This is a genomic window from Amycolatopsis sp. NPDC089917 (assembly GCF_040684635.1).
In the GTDB taxonomy this organism is placed as follows: domain Bacteria; phylum Actinomycetota; class Actinomycetes; order Mycobacteriales; family Pseudonocardiaceae; genus Amycolatopsis.
Window position 1 is genome coordinate 1 of the sequence record NZ_JBFBGL010000042.1, and the last position, 15657, is coordinate 15657.

The window sequence follows — 15657 nt, forward strand, 5'->3', positions numbered from 1 at the left end:
GGGCCGTCGTGCTCCCCTGGCCACGGGATTAGGCCGCTGCGTTCCGTGAAGGCCTCCTTGAGGGACTCTGGGTCCCTCAAGGAGGCCTTCACGGACTTCCCCTGACCGCAAGGGGAGAGCGGGCGCGCCGGGGAAGCGGGACCCTTCTAGACTTCTCGACGATGTTCGCCCTGTCAGAGGTACCCGTCCCCCCGGTGGAGGTGCGTTGATGCGCCTGGTCTTCGCCGGTACCCCAGAACCCGCCGTCCCGTCGCTGCGCGCGCTCCTCGCGTCCGAAGAGCACGAGGTCGTCGCCGTGGTCACCCGCCCCGACGCGCAGGCGGGTCGCGGCCGCCGGGTCGTCCGGTCCCCGATCGGCGCGCTGGCCGACGAGCACGGGATCGAGGTGCTGACCCCGCCGAAGGCGAGCGACCCCGCGTTTCTCGCCCGGCTCGCGGAGATCGCCCCGGACGCGTGCCCTGTGGTCGCGTACGGCGCGCTGCTGCCCCAGGCCGCGTTGGACATCCCGGCGCACGGCTGGGTCAACCTGCACTTCTCGCTGCTGCCCGCGTGGCGCGGCGCCGCGCCGGTCCAGGCCGCGATCCGCGCCGGGGACGAGATCACCGGCGCCTCGACGTTCCGGATCGTCAAGGAACTCGACGCGGGCCCGGTCTACGGTGTGATCACCGAGCAGATCGGTGCCGGCGACACCGCCGGGGAGCTGCTCGGCAGGCTGGCGGAGTCCGGGGCGAAGCTGCTCGTGTCCACGATGGACGGGATCGCCGACGGCACGCTGCGCGCGGTCGAGCAGACCGGGGACGGCGTGAGCTACGCGCCCAAGGTGACCGTCGAGGACGCGCGGGTGTCGTTCGCCGACCCGGCCGCCGCGGTCGACAGGCAGATCCGCGCGGTCAGCCCGGAACCGGGCGCGTGGGCGGAGTTCCGGGGCGAGCGGCTGAAGCTCGGCCCGGTGACGGTCGTCGACGAGCCGGGCCCCCCGCCCGGTGAGCTGGTCGTGGAACGCAAGCGGGTCCTGGTCGGCACGGCGTCGAAACCGGTGCGGCTGGGCGAAGTGCAGGCGCAGGGGAAGAAGCGGATGGCGGCCACCGACTGGGCGCGCGGTACGAGGATCGAACAAGGAGAGCGCCTGCAGTGAACGAGCGTAGGGAACGCCGGCCGTCGAGGCCGCAGCGAGGCCGTCCGGCCCCGCGCAAGGAAGGGCCCAGCCGCCCGCCGCAGATCGACCCGGCCCGGCAGGTCGCCTTCGACGTCCTGCGCGCGGTGCGGGAAGACGACGCGTACGCGAACCTGGTTCTGCCGCAGCTGCTGCGCAACCGCCGGATCTCCGGTCGCGACGCGGCGCTGGCCACCGAACTGACCTACGGGACCTGCCGCGCGGTCGGCATGCTGGACGCCGTCATCGCGGCCTGCCTGGACCGTCCGCTGGAGAAGGTCGACGCCATCGTGCTGGACGGCCTGCGGCTCGGCGCGTACCAGCTGTTGCGCACCCGCATCCCCCAGCACGCCGCCGTCGGGTCCACTGTGGACCTCGTCCGCGCCGAAGTCGGTTCCTGGATCGCGGGTTTCGTGAACGCCGTGCTGCGCTCGGTGTCCGAAAAGGACGAAGAGACCTGGCTGAACGAACTGGCCCCGGACGAGGCAGCCGACCCGATCGGCGCCTACGCGCTGCGGACGGCGCACCCGCGCTGGGTCGCGCGTTCGTTCGCGGAAGCGCTGGGGGACAAGGGCGCCGACCTGAAGGCCGCCCTGGAGGCCGACGACGACCGCCCCGACGTGCACCTGGTCGCCCGCCCCGGCGAGATCAGCGCCGACGAACTGGCCGCCATCACCGGCGGCGACGTCGCCCCGTACTCGCCCTACGGTGTCCGGCTGCCCGCGGGCTCCGGCGACCCCGGCGACATCGAGCCGATCAAGGAGAAGCTGGCCGCGGTCCAGGACGAGGGCAGCCAGCTGTGCGCGGTCGCCGTCACCAAGGTCCCGCTGACCGGCTCCGACGAGCGCTGGCTCGATCTGTGCGCCGGTCCGGGCGGCAAGGCCGCGCTGCTGGGCGCGCTCGCGTCGATCAGCGGCGCGACCGTCGACGCCGTCGAGAAGGCGCCGCATCGCGCGAAGCTGATCGAGAACGCCGTCCAGGGCCTTCCGGTGACCGTCCACGTCGCCGACGGCCGCGAGACCGACCTCGAGCCGGGCTACGACCGCGTCCTGGTCGACGCGCCGTGCAGTGGTCTCGGCTCGCTGCGCCGCCGTCCGGAGGCGCGCTGGCGCCGCCAGCCCAGTGACATCTCGGACCTGACGAAACTCCAGGGCCAGCTGATCACCGCGGCGCTGGACCTGGTCCGCCCCGGCGGCGTCGTCACCTACGTCGTCTGCTCGCCGCATCTGGCCGAGACCGAAGGCGTCGTGGGGGAGACCGCGCGCCGCGCGAAAGCCGAGATCGTCGACGCGCGGGAGTTCTTCCCCGGCGTCCCGCAGCTCGGCAACGGCCCGTACGTCCAGCTGTGGCCGCACCGGCACGGCACGGACGCGATGTTCTGCGCCGTCCTGCGGAAGCCGGACTCCGCCGGGTGAGCAGGGTCCTCGGCCTGGTCGCGAGCTCGTGCGGCGGACTGGACACCCGGTTCGCCGCACAGCTCGCGAAACCGGCCGCGGACCGCGGCTGGGAACTCGCGATCACGCTGACCCCGACCGCGGCCCGCTGGCTGGGGGAGACCGGCGGGATCGGTGACCTCGAGGCGTGCGCCGGGCTGCCGGTCCGCAGCACTTCCCGGTTGCCCGGCGAACCCCGGCCGCATCCGGATCCCTCGGTGTTCCTGTTCGCGCCCGCGTCCGCGAACTCGGTGGCGAAACTGGCCCTGGGCATCGCCGACAACCAGGCGCTGACCCTGCTCGGCGACGTCCTCGGCGCGCCGGGGATCACGATCGTGCTGGGTTACCAGATCCAGGACACGCGGGTGCACCATCCGGCGTGGCGGCGGCATCTCGACACCCTCGAATCGGCGGGCGTCACCACCACGCGGCTCACTCCGGACGCGCCCTGGACCTCCGCGCTGGACCTGCTCCCGGCGGTCTAGCGCGCGCAGAACCCCGCGTCGATCGCGGCCGCGAGGTGATCCGAAGCCTTGTCCGGCAAGGGATCCTGGTTCGCCACGACGTTCACCCGCTTGCCGTGCGGGACGGCGCCGGACAGGTTCGCGAAGCCGGGGATGTTGCCACCGTGCCCCCAGAACTCGCCGCCGCAGGACAGCGGCACGGACGCGAGGCCGAGTCCGTACTCCGCGCCAGGAACGCCGACGGGCGCCGGAACGGTCCGCTGCATCTCGGCCAGCTGAGCCTTCGGCAGGAGACGGCCGTCGACGAGCGCGCCGAAGAAACGGGTCAGGTCTTCACCGGTCGAGACGAGCCCGCCGGAAGCCCCGGCGGCCGACGGGTCGAAGTCGGTGAAGTCGATGAGCCCCGCCGGACGCGGTGTGTACCCCTGGGGGTGCGGGGACGGCAGGGTTTCGTCGCCGCGCACCGGCAGGTAGGTCCCGCGCAGGCCGAGCGGCCGGGTGATCCTGTTCGCGATCTCGGTGGAGACCGACCGGCCGGTGATCTTCTCGATCAGCATGCCGGCGATGACGTAGTTCGTGTTGGAGTACGTCCAGCCCGTGCCGGGGGCGAACACCGGCGGATGCTTCAGGCCGATCGCCACCAGCTCCTCGGGCTCGGCACCCCGGTGCCGCCACGCGTCGATGTCGAGATCGCGGACGTAGTCGTGGAGCCCGCTGGTGTGCTGGAGCAGCTGCCGGACGGTGACCTTGGTGCCGTCGTTGCCGTTCCCGGCCACGAGACCGGGCAGGTAGCGGTCGATCGGGGTGTCCAGCCCGACCTTCCCCTCGGCGACCAGTTGCAGCACCACGACGGAGACGAAGGGCTTGGTGACGCTGGCCGCCCGGAACTTCGCGCCGCGCGGGAACGGCATCCGGGTCTGGAGGTTCCCCACGCCTTCGCGCTCCGACCACGACCGCCCGGACGCGCTGGTCACCGTCGCCTGCGCGCCGGGGACACCGTCCTGTACGAGTGCCTTCAGTGCTTCGTCGACCTCGTGACGAGGCCCGGTCGCGGCGACCGCCGGGCCGGCGGTCGTGGCCGCGAGCAGCGCGACCAGCGAACCGACGGCGATGATCTTCTTACCGGGTAAGGACTTTCGCATGAGATACCCCCTGGTTTCGGTACCTCCCAAGCTAGGGAGGCCGAAGCCAGGGGGCCATGGGGTAGACCCCCACCCCTCACTGGGGTCTACCCCACCTTTCCGAAACCGGTCAGCGCAGCCGAAGGGCGCGCTTCAGGGTGTCGAACAGGTCGGTCTGGTTGGTCAGGCCGACGACGTTCGCCGCCTGCGGACCGTAACCCGCGACGCGGATCTGCGTGCCGGTGTGGTCCTGCGACGAGCCGGGCATGCCGGTGCCGTAGTTGAGGGTCATGTTCGCGCCCTCGTTGGTGATCAGGGTCGCGGTCTGGCCGGGGCTGACGGTGCCGTTGCCGATGATCTGGCTGGTGTGGCCGTGGTCGCCGGTGACGATCACCAGGGTGTCGGGGTTACTGCGGGCGAACGCGAGCCCGGCCGCGACGGCCTGGTCGAAGTCGATCGTCTCGCCGATCTGGCCGCACGGGTCGGCGGCGTGGTCCTGCTTGTCGATGCTCGCGCCCTCGACCTGGAGGAAGAAGCCCTTGTCCTTGCGGCGGTCGTCGAGCAGCGAGAGCGCCTTGCGGGTCTGGTCGGCCAGCTTCGGCTGGGTCTTGGGCAGCGCCGGGTTCGGCGTGCAGCGGGTCGGCGGGGTGCCGCCCTGCTTCGCGGCCGGGCCGGTCCAGTTGACCGGCAGGTTGCCGGAGGCGAACAGGCCGAGCAGCGGCTTGCCGGGCTTGGCCGCGTCGAGGTCGGCCGCGGTGTTCACCACCTGGTAGCCGGCGGACTTCGCCTGGTCCAGCACGGTCTTGCCGGCGAACTTCCCGGCCTTGACCTTCTGGTCGAAGTACTTCGCGCCGCCGCCGAGCAGGACGTCCGGCTTGGTCTGGACCAGCTGCTCGGCGATGGAACCGGCGCCGCCGTTCTCCTTGGCGTTGACCGCGCACTTCGCGCTGGTCTCGTCGGGCCCCTTGCAGTCGCGGCTGACGACGTGCGAGCCGAGCACCGCGGGGGTGGCGTCCTGGACCTCGGCGGTGGTGACGTCACCGGTGCGCAGGCCCGAACGCTTGGCGATCTCGAGGATCGACGGCACGGCGTTGCCGTACGGGTCCACGGAGATCGCGCCGTTGTAGGTCTTCACGCCGGTGGCCCATCCGGTGCCGGAAGCGGCCGAGTCGGTCACGTAGTCGGGCTTCGAGGGGTTGTTCTTCTCGACCGCGTACGTCGTGTAGTCGCCGGTGAGGGGGAGGCCGTCCATCGCGAGCCGCCCGGCCGCGCCGCGTTCGTAGTTGCGCGCCGACGTGATCTCGGACTGGCCCATGCCGTCGCCGATGAACAGGATGACGTTGCGGGCGCTGCCGCCCTTGATCGCGGCGCGCACGTCCTGGGTGCGGTCACCCTGCGCGGACGCGAGGCGGGCGTCGTCGCCGGCGGCGAGCGCGGCGGGCGCCAGCGCGATCAGCGTGACGCCGAGCGCCCCGCCCGCGAGCCATTTGCGCCGTCCTGTGAACAGCGAAGCCATCGAAAATCTCCTTGGGATACCTGGGGATCAGGGCAGTCCCATTAGTCACCGCGCATGTGTGCGGCCGGGGTTCTCCGGGTGAACACGGGAAGAACAGCGGCGGTCCGCTAGCGCAGACTGTGACCCGGTGCGACGATGCCTGTCTCGTAAGCGAACACGACCGCCTGGCTGCGGTTGGAAGCGCCCAGTTTCCCGAAGATGTTGCCCACGTGGGTTTTGACGGTTTCGAGACTGATGACCAGATCGGCCGCTATGTCCACATTGGACTTCCCGGTCGCGATCAGCCGCAGCACCTCCGTCTCCCGTTTCGTCAGCGAAGAAGGCCGCGGCGCCAGACCGGACGGCGCCGGGCGCGCGGTGACCATCCGCCGGATGGCGTCCGGGAACAGCAGCGTCTCTCCGGCGGCGATGGTCCGGATGGCGTGCGCGAACTCCTCCTTGCGGGCCCGCTTCAGCAGGAATCCGCTGGCCCCGGCCAGCAGCGCGTCGTAGACGTAGTCGTCGTTGTCGAACGTCGTGATCACGAGGACCTTCGGCGGCTCGGGGATCTCGGCCAGCACCCGCCGGGTCGCCTCGATCCCGTCCACCCCGGGCATCCGGACGTCCATCAGGACGACGTCGGGGTTCACCCGCCGCACCAGATCGACCACCTCGCCGCCGTCACCCGCCTCGCCGACCACGGTCAGATCGGGCTGGTTGTCCAGCAGCGAGCGCAATCCGGCGCGCAGCAGCGGTTCGTCGTCGACGATCAGGACACGCAGGGTCATGAGCGCGACCGTAGCGGGATCGTGGTCACCAGCCGCCACAACGGTTCCCCGTCGACGGCGGGACCCGCGACGAGCTCGCCGCGCAGCGCCTCGACGCGTTCGGTGAGCCCCGGCAGCCCGTTGCCGCCGCGGCCGGAGGCGACCGTGTGCTCCACGAGCGGGTTCACGATCTCGATCCGCAGCGCGTCGGCGAGCACCGCGATCCGCACGGTCACCGGGCCGGGATGGGCGTGCCGCAACGCGTTCGTCAGTCCTTCTTGGACGATCCGGTACGCCTCTCGTGAAAGCGTCGCGGGCAGTTCGGCGGCGGGACCGGTGAGCTCGTAGTCGATCTCCGCCCCACCCGCGCGGGCCCGCTCGGCCAGCGTCCCGGCTTCCGGGAGCCGCCGTTCGGGTTCGCGGGACGACCGGTCGTCCCGCAGCAGGCCGAGGACGTGGTCGAGGTCTTCGAGCGCGGCCCTGGACGACTCCTCGATGGTGCCCAGTGCCCGGCGCACCAGCTGCGGTTCCGAATCGACCAGTTCGGCGGCCGCGGCGGCCTGGATCGTCGACGTCGTCAGCGTGTGGCCGATGGAGTCGTGCAGCTCGCGGGCCAGCCGGTTGCGCTGCTCGAAGTGGTTCGCCCGGACCTCGGCCGCGGCGACGCGTTCGGCCGCCGACGGGCCCAGCAGCGAGACCGCGCTGTACTGGAAGAGCTTGGTGAAACCGGCGAGGACGTAGGCGATGACGACGAGCGTGACGAAGGCGACCGGCAGCGTCCACAGCCCGGCGGCACCGGACTCGACCCGGATCCGTTCGCCGAAGAACTCGATGGGGCTGCCACCGCCGCCCAGCCAGATCAAGGCGAACGCGAAGCCGAACATCAGGAAGCAGCCGAGACCGAACAGCACCCAGCCGAGCCCGGTGTGCACGAGCAGCCAGGCCGCCGAACGCCAGCGTTCCGCCCAGGCGATCTTCGTATAGGGCGGGGGCTGCGCGATCCGGGTGCCCAGCATCTGGTTGGCGAACCAGATGCCGACCCGCCGCATCGGCCCGGTCAACCCGATCAGCCCGACCAGGACGCCCATCGCGAGCATCCCGTAGACGAGCTTCGCCCTCGCGTCGCCGGGGATGAGGACGGCGGGGATCAGCGCGATCGGGAACGGCACCGCCGTCGCCGCCATGCCGAGAAGTCCGAACGGCACGCTGCGGTAGCTGCCGATCCGCACCAGGGTTGTGAGTGGGTTGACCATGACCGGAACGCTATTCGGCCGCGCGTGCGCGCACCTCCCACTGTGGTGCCATTTCGCGTCATACTCCAGGCCGTCACACCGGTCACAGCCGGTTAGCGGGCGTTAGCGGTGCCCTCCTACACTCGGGCGCGTGGCTCACCGACCTTTGATCGCCCCCAGCATCCTTTCCGCGGACTTCGCCCGGCTCGGCGACGAGATCCGCGCCGTCGCCGGTGAGGGGGACACCCGCGCGGACTGGGTCCACGTCGACGTCATGGACGCGCACTTCGTGCCGAACCTGACTCTCGGGCTGCCCGTCGTGCAGTCGCTGCTCAAGGCCACCGACGTGCCGATCGACTGCCACCTGATGATCGAGAACCCGGACAAATGGGCCATCGGGTACGCCGAGGCGGGCGCCTACAACGTCACCGTGCACGTCGAGGCCGCGCACGACCCGGTCATGCTGGCGAAGAACCTCCGCGCGGCCGGGGCGAAGGCCGGTCTGTCGATCAAGCCGAACACGCCGATCGAGGACCACCTCGACACCCTCAAGCACTACGACACGCTGCTGGTGATGTCGGTCGAGCCGGGCTTCGGCGGCCAGTCGTTCATCGAGGGTGTCCTCGACAAGGTGCGCACCGCGCGGCGCCTGGTCGACACCGGTCACCTCAAGCTCGTCGTCGAGATCGACGGCGGGATCAACGCCGACACCATCGAGCGGGCCGCCGAGGCCGGAGTGGACTGCTTCGTCGCCGGTTCCGCCGTCTACGGCGCCGAAGACCCTGGTAAGGCCGTCGCGGCGCTGCGTGAGCAGGCGGCCCGCGCCCGGGGCTGATCCCGGCTCTTGATCCACCCATCGGGTCAGGAGAAGGAATCGGCTCCCGTGGGTGTTGGATGAGGGGAGTGTCGTCGCCGGCGACGACGCCACCCAGGAGGAGGGCAGCAAGAGTGTTCACCGGCATTGTCGAGGAACTCGGCGAGGTCACCGCGGTCGAGCAGGTTCCCAACGCCGCGCGGCTGACCGTGCGGGGGCCGCTGGTGACCAGCGACGCCGGCCACGGCGACTCCATCGCGGTGAGTGGCGTGTGCCTCACCGTGGTCGCGGTGGCGGGCGGTGAGTTTACCGTCGATGTCGTGCACGAGACCCTGCAGCGCTCCAGCCTCGCGAAGGTGAACGTCGGCGACGTCGTCAACCTGGAACGCGCGACGCCGGCGGGCGGCAGGCTCGGCGGGCACATCATGCAGGGCCACGTCGACGGCACCGGTGTCTTCCTGAAGCGGGACGAGCAGGGGCTCACCTCGTTCGCCCTGCCTCCGAAGCTGGCCAGGTACGTGGTCGAGAAGGGGTCGATCGCGGTCGACGGCGTCTCCCTCACGGTCGCTTCGGTGACCGACGAGGAGTTCTCCGTCGCCCTGATCCCGACCACCCTCGAACTGACCACCCTCGGCCGGAACACCCCGGGTGACCTGGTGAACCTCGAGGTCGACGTGGTCGCCAAGTACGTCGAGAAGCTGGCCATGCCGCACCTGCGCACGCAGGGGGACAATGGCGGTACGGAGGAGCGGGCGTGAGCGAGACGAGTGCGATTCCGGGGTCGGCCGACCTGACCCCCTGTGGAGGCGGGGTGGCCGTGAACGCCGATGCCATCGAGGCGGCGATCGCCGACATCAAGGCGGGCCGTCCGGTCGTCGTGGTGGACGACGAGGACCGCGAGAACGAGGGCGACCTGATCTTCGCGGCGGAGAAGGCCACGCCCGAGATGATGGCCTTCATGGTGCGCTACACCTCGGGTTACGTCTGCGTGGCGCTGACCGAGGCCGAGGCGGACAGGCTCGACCTGCCGCCGATGTACCACACGAACCAGGACCAGCGCGGGACCGCGTACAGCGTCACGGTCGACGCCGCCGAGGGCATCACCACCGGCATCTCCGCGGCCGACCGGTCGCACACCGTCCGCCTGCTCGCCGACCCGGCGTCCAAGGCGTCGGACTTCCGGCGTCCCGGCCACGTGGTCCCGCTGCGCGCCAAGCAGGGCGGCGTCCTGCGGCGCCCGGGTCACACCGAAGCCGCCGTTGACCTGGCCCGCCTCGCCGGGCTCTCGCCGTCCGGCGTGCTCTGCGAGATCGTGTCGCAGAAGGACGAGGGCGACATGGCCCGCCGCGACGAGCTGGAAGTGTTCGCCGCGGACCACGACCTCAAGATGATCACCATCGCCGACCTGATCGCGTACCGGCGGCGCACCGAGAAGCAGGTCGAGCGGGTCGCCGAGGCGCGCATCCCGCTGAACGCGGGCACGTTCCGCGCGGTCGGCTACGACAGCCTGCTCGACGGCATCGAGCACATCGCCTTCGTCTTCGGCGAGATCGGCGACGGCGAGGACATCCTGGTCCGCGTGCACTCCGAATGCCTCACCGGCGACGTCTTCGGCTCGCTGCGCTGCGACTGCGGCCCGCAGCTGGAGGCGGCCCTGGAAGCGGTGGCCAAGGAAGGCCGCGGCGTCGTGCTCTACATCCGCGGGCACGAGGGCCGGGGCATCGGCCTGCTGCACAAACTGCAGGCCTACCAGCTGCAGGACGCCGGCGCGGACACCGTCGACGCGAACCTGCAGCTCGGCGTCCCCGCCGACGCGCGGGACTACGGCACCGGCGCGCAGATCCTGTGCGACCTCGGCGTCCGCTCGATGCGGCTGCTGACGAACAACCCGGCCAAGCGCGTCGGGCTGGAGGGCTACGGTCTGCGGGTCACCGGCCGGGTGTCGCTGCCGATCTCGCCGAACCCGGAGAACCTGCGCTACCTCAAGACCAAGCGGGACCGGATGGGGCACGACCTGTCCCAGCTGGAGCATTTCGACCAGGTCGGCGCCGAGGTCGACCAGGGCAACGGAGGTGGCACGCGGTGAGCGGCGAGGGCCGTCCGGACGTCGAACTCGACCTGTCCGACTGTAAGAACATCCGGCTCGGGATCGTGGCCACGCGCTGGCACACGAAGATCACGGGCGCGCTGCTGGAACGAGCCCTTGAGGCCGCGAAGGTGGCGGACCTGGAGGAGGAGCCGACGGTCGTGCGCGTCGCGGGTGCCGTCGAGCTGCCCGTCGCCGCGCAGGCGCTGGCCCGGACGCACGACGCGGTCGTCGCGCTGGGCGTGGTCGTCCGGGGCGGGACGCCGCACTTCGAGTACGTCTGCGACGCGGTCACCGCGGGCCTGACCAGGGTCGCGCTCGACGAGAGCACCCCGGTCGGCAACGGCGTCCTGACCTGCGACACCGAGCAGCAGGCCCTCGACCGGTCCGGTCTGCCCGGTTCCGTCGAGGACAAGGGCTACGAAGCGACCGTCGCCGCTCTGGACGCCGCGCACGCGCTGCGCAACCTGCGCCAGCCGTGGACCGAGCGGGGCTTCGTGTGAGCGTCGAGGCGGATGTGATGACAGAGTCCGAGGTCGTGGTGGTGCGGCCCCGCCGCGCCCTGGTGATGTGCTCGGTGCTGGCGGTGATCCTGCTGGCGACGTTCGTGGTCGTCGCGGTCCTGCTGCGCGGCTCGGACACCGGCGTGATCTTCCAGCCGTCCGACCAGGCGGCGATGATCGGCATCGGGATCCTGCTCGCCGCGGGCACGATGCTGTTCGCGACCGCGCGCGTGAAGGCCGACGCCGACGGCATCGAGGTCCGGAACGTGCTGCTGACCAAGAAGTTCGCGTGGAGCGAGGTGCTCTCGGTGAGCTTCCCGGACGGGGCTTCGTGGGCGCGGCTGGAGCTGCCGGACGACGAGTACTACTCGGTCATGGCCGTGCAGGCGGTGGACCGGGACCGCGCGGTGGCCGCGGTGCGGGCGCTGCGGCGGCTGCACAAGGCCGCTTGGGAGTCCTGAGCCGCTTCGGTCTCTTTCGCGTGCTACGAACGGTCCGTTCCTTGCACTCGGGGTGGGGCGTGGCGCTGGTGGTGCACGGGTAACGCGGGCGCTCACGTCCGTTCACGTCGCGAAAGCCACTTTCGCGACGTCTGGCGTCCCGAAAGTGGCTTTCGGGACACAGGAACCGACCTCCGCCACCCTCAGCCGGGCAAGCGCCCGTCACGCCCCTGTGAGGGTGCCGGGATGTCATGAGGGGTCCCCATAGGACAGAACTTGTCCCATGGGGACCCCTCATGACACAACCAGCGCGGCAGCCTAGAGCGAAAGATCCACCACGATCGGCGCGTGATCCGAGGGCCCCTTGCCCTTCCGCGCCTCACGGTCCACATAGGAATCCGTGACCGCATCGGAGACACGGGAGTCGGCGTACACGAGGTCGATCCGCATCCCCTTGTTGTTCGGGAAGTTCCCGGCCCGGTAGTCCCAGTACGTGAACGGGTGGTCGTACTTCAGCGGCCGCGGGAACACGTCGGACAGGCCGAGGTCGCGCAGCGCCGCGAGCGCCTTCCGCTCCGGCTCGGTCACGTGCGTCGACTCGGCGAACACGCCGATGTCCCAGACGTCCGCGTCGGTCGGCGCGATGTTGAAGTCGCCCAGCACGGCGAACGGCAGCCCGCGCGCCTGCTCCTCCCGCACGGTCGCCTCCAGCGCCGAGAGCCAGGCGAGCTTGTAGTCGTAGTGCGGGTTCTCCAGGTCGCGTCCGTTCGGCACGTACACCGACCACAGCCGCACCCCGCCGCAGGTGGCGCCGATGGCCCGCGCGTCGGTCTTGTCCTCGAAGGTGGGCTCGCCGGTCAGCCCGCGCGTCACGTCCTCCAGGCCGACACGGGACAGGATGGCCACGCCGTTCCAGCGCCCGATGCCGTACGCGGCCGTCTCGTAGCCCGCTTCCCGCACGGCGTCGTAGGGGAAGGCGTCGGTGCCGCTCTTGAGTTCCTGCAGGCACAGCACGTCCGGCTGCACCGAGCCGAGCCACTCCAGCACCCTCGGCAGCCGGGGCCCGATCGAGTTCACGTTCCAGGTCGCGATCCGCATGCCCGCGAGCGTCCCACACCCCACCGACACCTTGACGCGAAAGGGCCCCTCCGAGACGGGTCGCGTCTCGGAGGGGCCCCCACCGGGGTGTGAGGTCAGACCCCGGTGGTCGTGCGGATCCAGGAGCGGGCCGAAGCGACGCTGCCGTAGTTGTTGGTGCCGCGGGTGTTCGAGCCGCTCTGGTTCTGGACGGTCGAAGCGACACCGACCTGGACGCCGTTGGAGACCTGGGGGCCGCCCGAGTCGCCCTTCCACGCCGAACCGTTGATGCCGACGCTCTGGATGGCCGGGCCGCCGTAGGCGTCCGACGAGCTACCGCTGACGCGGACGTTGGCCACCTTCAGCGCCGAGGCGGGCGGGCCGGTCGGGGTCTCACGGCCCCAGCCGTAGAGCTGGTTGGTGCTGCCGGTCGACGGGTTCGAGCTGGCCAGCGTGATCGGCGTGACACCGGCGTCGGAGGCCAGGTGCAGCAGCGAGATGTCGGAACCGGCGGGCGAGGACACCTTGCGGTCGACGGCGATCACGCGGCCGCCCTGGAGCTGGTTGCTGCCGACGCGGACGCGCATGCCGCTGCCGTCGGAGTCGAGGCAGTGCTTGGCGGTCAGGACCCAGCGCTGGGCGATGACGCTGCCGGAGCAGTTGAAGCCATCCCAGTCGCGGCCGGGGGTGTTGACGTAGACCTGGGCGCCCCAGCTCACGGTGGGGGCGGTGCCGCCGCCCACGATGTTCGGCTGGACACCGGTCGGGGTGCCCGCGGAGGCGACGGCGCCCGCGGTCATGGTGAGGGCTGCGGCGGCGAGTGTGGCGGCGCCCAGCGTACGAAGACGGCTCACGGTGCAGGAGTCCTTTCGAGCGTCATCTGACGAAGAAACCGAGTGAAGTGGAACTGGGACGGAAAGTAATCACCCGGTTCACCCGATAGGAACCAACGAACGTCGGTTCCGGCCGAATACCCGACTTAGGTCGGTATACGTAGTGAATTACGGACCGAATCGTGGGAACGGCCACTCGAAGGGTTGACCGGAGCCGGTCTAAGGACGGGGGCTCGTAAGACTGTCGGTGGTGCCCCATAGGCTTGACCACGTGGCTGACCCGACCACCTACCGTCCCTCGCCGGGGAGCATCCCGGACGCCCCTGGCGTGTACAAATTTCGTGACGCCACGAAGAGGGTCATCTACGTCGGCAAGGCGAAAAGCCTCCGCAGCAGGCTGAACTCGTACTTCGCCGACATCACCGGCTTGCACCCGCGCACGCGCCAGATGGTGACCACGGCGGCGAGCGTCGAGTGGACCGTGGTGGGCACCGAGGTCGAGGCGCTCCAGCTGGAGTACAACTGGATCAAGGAGTTCGACCCGCGGTTCAACGTCCGCTATCGCGACGACAAGAGCTACCCGATGCTCGCCGTCACGATGCACGAGGAGTTCCCGCGTCTGCACGTCTATCGCGGCGCGCGGAGGAAGGGCGTGCGGTACTTCGGCCCGTACGCGCACGCTTGGGCGATCCGCGAGACGCTCGACCTGTTGCTCCGGGTCTTCCCGGCGCGCACCTGTTCGGCGGGCGTCTTCAAACGGCACGGCCAGATCGGCAGGCCATGCCTGCTCGGCTACATCGGCAAATGTTCCGCGCCGTGCGTCGGCAAGGTCTCCGCCGACGAGCACCGCGCGATCGTCGAGGACTTCTGCGACTTCCTCGCCGGCCGCACCGACGCGCTGATCCGCCGTCTGGAACAGGAAATGGCGGCCGCGTCCGAGGAACTGGAGTTCGAACGCGCCGCCCGCCTGCGTGACGACCTCGGCGCCCTGCGGCGCGCGATGGAGAAGCAGGCGGTCGTGCTCGGCGACGGCACCGACGCGGACGTCGTCGCCTTCGCCCACGACGAACTCGAAGCCGCGGTCCAGGTCTTCCACGTGCGCGGCGGGCGCGTCCGCGGCCAGCGCGGCTGGGTGATCGACAAGGCCGAAGAGATGGACGTCCAGGACCTCGTCGACCATTTCCTCACGCAGTTCTACGGCGAACAGGCCGAACGCGCGGACGATCCCGACAGCGGTCCGCCGGTGCCGCGCGAGGTGCTCGTCCCCGAACTGCCCGCCGACGCGGAAGCGCTCGGCGAATGGCTTTCCGGGCTGCGCGGGTCGAAGGTGAGCCTGCGGGTGCCGCAGCGCGGTGACAAACGCGCGCTCGCGGAGACGGTGACGCGCAACGCCGGCGAGGCGTTCACCCAGCACAAACTGCGCCGCGCCGGCGACCTCACGGCCCGCTCGGCCGCGCTGGCGGAACTCCAGGACTACCTGGCGCTGGAAACCGCGCCGCTGCGCATCGAATGCGTCGACATCAGCCACATCCAGGGCAGCGACGTGGTCGCGTCGCTCGTGGTGTTCGAGGACGGGATCCCGCGCAAGTCCGAGTACCGGCGCTTCGCCTTGCGCGAGGCCGCGGAGGAAGGCGACGTCGCGTCGATCGCCGAGGTCGTCCGCCGCCGTTTTTCCCGGTATCTCAAGGAAAACGCCGAGGGCGTCGAGGTCGATCCGGACCGTCCCGGCATCGACCCGGAGACCGGCAAGCCGCGAAAGTTCGCCTACGCGCCGAACCTGCTGGTCGTCGACGGCGCGGGCCCGCAGGCCACCGCGGCCGCGGACGTGCTCTCGGAGCTCGGCATCACCGATCTGACCGTGGTCGGCCTGGCGAAGCGGCTGGAGGAGGTGTGGCTGCCGGGAGATCCCGATCCGGTGATCCTGCCGCGCACCTCCGACGCGCTGTACCTGCTGCAGCGGCTGCGCGACGAGGCGCACCGCTTCGCCATCCGGTACCACCGGGAGAAGCGGTCCAAGCGGATGCAGGTGTCCGCATTGGACGGTGTGCCGGGACTGGGGCAGGCTCGTCGTACCGCGCTGATCAAGCATTTCGGCTCGGTGAAGAAACTTCGCGAAGCAAGACTCGAAGAGATCGAGGCGGTGCCCGGCTTCGGCAGGCGCACCGCGGAGGCGGTCGTCGCGGCACTCGCAGGGGAGTCCGGGGCGGCGGGGGAGTCCAGTACGTGATCGGGGAAAGGA

At 70.6% G+C, this 15657-nt stretch carries 15 protein-coding genes; 9 read left to right on the forward strand and 6 right to left on the reverse strand.

What is annotated here, in order from left to right; genetic code table 11:
* Positions 1–208: 208 nt before the first annotated feature.
* Genes fmt through AB0N89_RS27300 form a run of 3 tightly spaced genes read left to right on the forward strand, consistent with a single transcriptional unit; the run spans position 209 to position 3071 of the window.
* Positions 209–1135 carry a methionyl-tRNA formyltransferase gene (gene fmt / locus AB0N89_RS27290; RefSeq protein WP_364209706.1) on the forward strand — a complete coding sequence of 309 codons (927 nt, stop codon included), beginning with the start codon at positions 209–211 and terminating at the stop codon, positions 1133–1135.
* Entirely contained in the window at positions 1132–2568 is a 1437-nt protein-coding gene (locus AB0N89_RS27295) for an RsmB/NOP family class I SAM-dependent RNA methyltransferase (RefSeq protein WP_364209709.1), read from the forward strand. The genes fmt and AB0N89_RS27295 overlap by 4 nt, the downstream gene beginning before the upstream one ends.
* The gene (locus AB0N89_RS27300) at positions 2565–3071 is read left to right on the forward strand and encodes a flavoprotein (RefSeq protein WP_364209712.1); all 507 of its coding nucleotides are present in this window, start codon (positions 2565–2567) and stop codon (positions 3069–3071) included. Before AB0N89_RS27295 ends, AB0N89_RS27300 begins: the two co-directional genes overlap by 4 nt.
* On the opposite strand, the gene AB0N89_RS27305 is transcribed toward AB0N89_RS27300, so the two are convergent.
* The 4 genes from AB0N89_RS27305 to AB0N89_RS27320 form a co-directional block, all read right to left on the reverse strand.
* Positions 3068–4192: a serine hydrolase domain-containing protein gene (locus AB0N89_RS27305; RefSeq protein WP_364209715.1), complete on the reverse strand. Its 1125-nt coding sequence runs from the start codon at positions 4190–4192 to the stop codon at positions 3068–3070. The two genes, AB0N89_RS27300 and AB0N89_RS27305, sit on opposite strands and share 4 nt — an antisense overlap.
* Positions 4193–4301: 109 nt before the next feature.
* Complete coding sequence (gene phoA, locus AB0N89_RS27310) at positions 4302–5687, reverse strand: alkaline phosphatase (RefSeq protein WP_364209718.1); 1386 nt, start codon at positions 5685–5687, stop codon at positions 4302–4304.
* Between the two features lie 107 nt (positions 5688–5794).
* The gene (locus AB0N89_RS27315; protein WP_020637219.1) at positions 5795–6454 is read right to left on the reverse strand and encodes a response regulator transcription factor; all 660 of its coding nucleotides are present in this window, start codon (positions 6452–6454) and stop codon (positions 5795–5797) included.
* A complete protein-coding gene (locus tag AB0N89_RS27320; RefSeq protein WP_364209721.1) occupies positions 6451–7686 on the reverse strand; it encodes a histidine kinase in 1236 nt (411 codons plus the stop codon). The genes AB0N89_RS27315 and AB0N89_RS27320 overlap by 4 nt, the downstream gene beginning before the upstream one ends.
* Positions 7687–7831: 145 nt before the next feature.
* Between AB0N89_RS27320 and rpe the strand changes: the two genes are divergently transcribed.
* The 5 genes from rpe to AB0N89_RS27345 all read left to right on the forward strand — a co-directional run bounded on the left by rpe (position 7832) and on the right by AB0N89_RS27345 (position 11529).
* Positions 7832–8500, forward strand: coding sequence for a ribulose-phosphate 3-epimerase (gene rpe / locus AB0N89_RS27325; RefSeq protein ID WP_039915865.1), 669 nt, complete (start codon positions 7832–7834; stop codon positions 8498–8500).
* 113 nt (positions 8501–8613) lie between these two features.
* The gene (locus AB0N89_RS27330) at positions 8614–9237 is read left to right on the forward strand and encodes a riboflavin synthase (protein ID WP_005152328.1); all 624 of its coding nucleotides are present in this window, start codon (positions 8614–8616) and stop codon (positions 9235–9237) included.
* A gap of 53 nt (positions 9238–9290) precedes the next feature.
* Positions 9291–10565 (forward strand): bifunctional 3,4-dihydroxy-2-butanone-4-phosphate synthase/GTP cyclohydrolase II, encoded by a 1275-nt coding sequence (locus AB0N89_RS27335; protein WP_364209844.1) that lies wholly within the window; start codon positions 9291–9293, stop codon positions 10563–10565.
* On the forward strand, positions 10562–11068 hold the full coding sequence (gene ribH / locus AB0N89_RS27340) for a 6,7-dimethyl-8-ribityllumazine synthase (protein WP_005152326.1): 507 nt from the start codon (positions 10562–10564) through the stop codon (positions 11066–11068). The genes AB0N89_RS27335 and ribH overlap by 4 nt, the downstream gene beginning before the upstream one ends.
* A 17-nt stretch (positions 11069–11085) precedes the next feature.
* Entirely contained in the window at positions 11086–11529 is a 444-nt protein-coding gene (locus tag AB0N89_RS27345; protein ID WP_364209725.1) for a PH domain-containing protein, read from the forward strand.
* 297 nt (positions 11530–11826) lie between these two features.
* On the opposite strand, the gene AB0N89_RS27350 is transcribed toward AB0N89_RS27345, so the two are convergent.
* Both AB0N89_RS27350 and AB0N89_RS27355 read right to left on the reverse strand, forming a co-directional pair.
* Positions 11827–12606 carry an exodeoxyribonuclease III gene (locus AB0N89_RS27350; RefSeq protein WP_364209728.1) on the reverse strand — a complete coding sequence of 260 codons (780 nt, stop codon included), beginning with the start codon at positions 12604–12606 and terminating at the stop codon, positions 11827–11829.
* 95 nt (positions 12607–12701) lie between these two features.
* On the reverse strand, positions 12702–13439 hold the full coding sequence (locus AB0N89_RS27355) for a trypsin-like serine protease (RefSeq protein ID WP_364209731.1): 738 nt from the start codon (positions 13437–13439) through the stop codon (positions 12702–12704).
* Positions 13440–13689: 250 nt separating this feature from the next.
* Here AB0N89_RS27355 and uvrC point away from each other — a divergent pair, with 250 nt between their 5' ends.
* Entirely contained in the window at positions 13690–15645 is a 1956-nt protein-coding gene (gene uvrC / locus AB0N89_RS27360) for an excinuclease ABC subunit UvrC (protein WP_364209734.1), read from the forward strand.
* Positions 15646–15657: the final 12 nt, after the last annotated feature.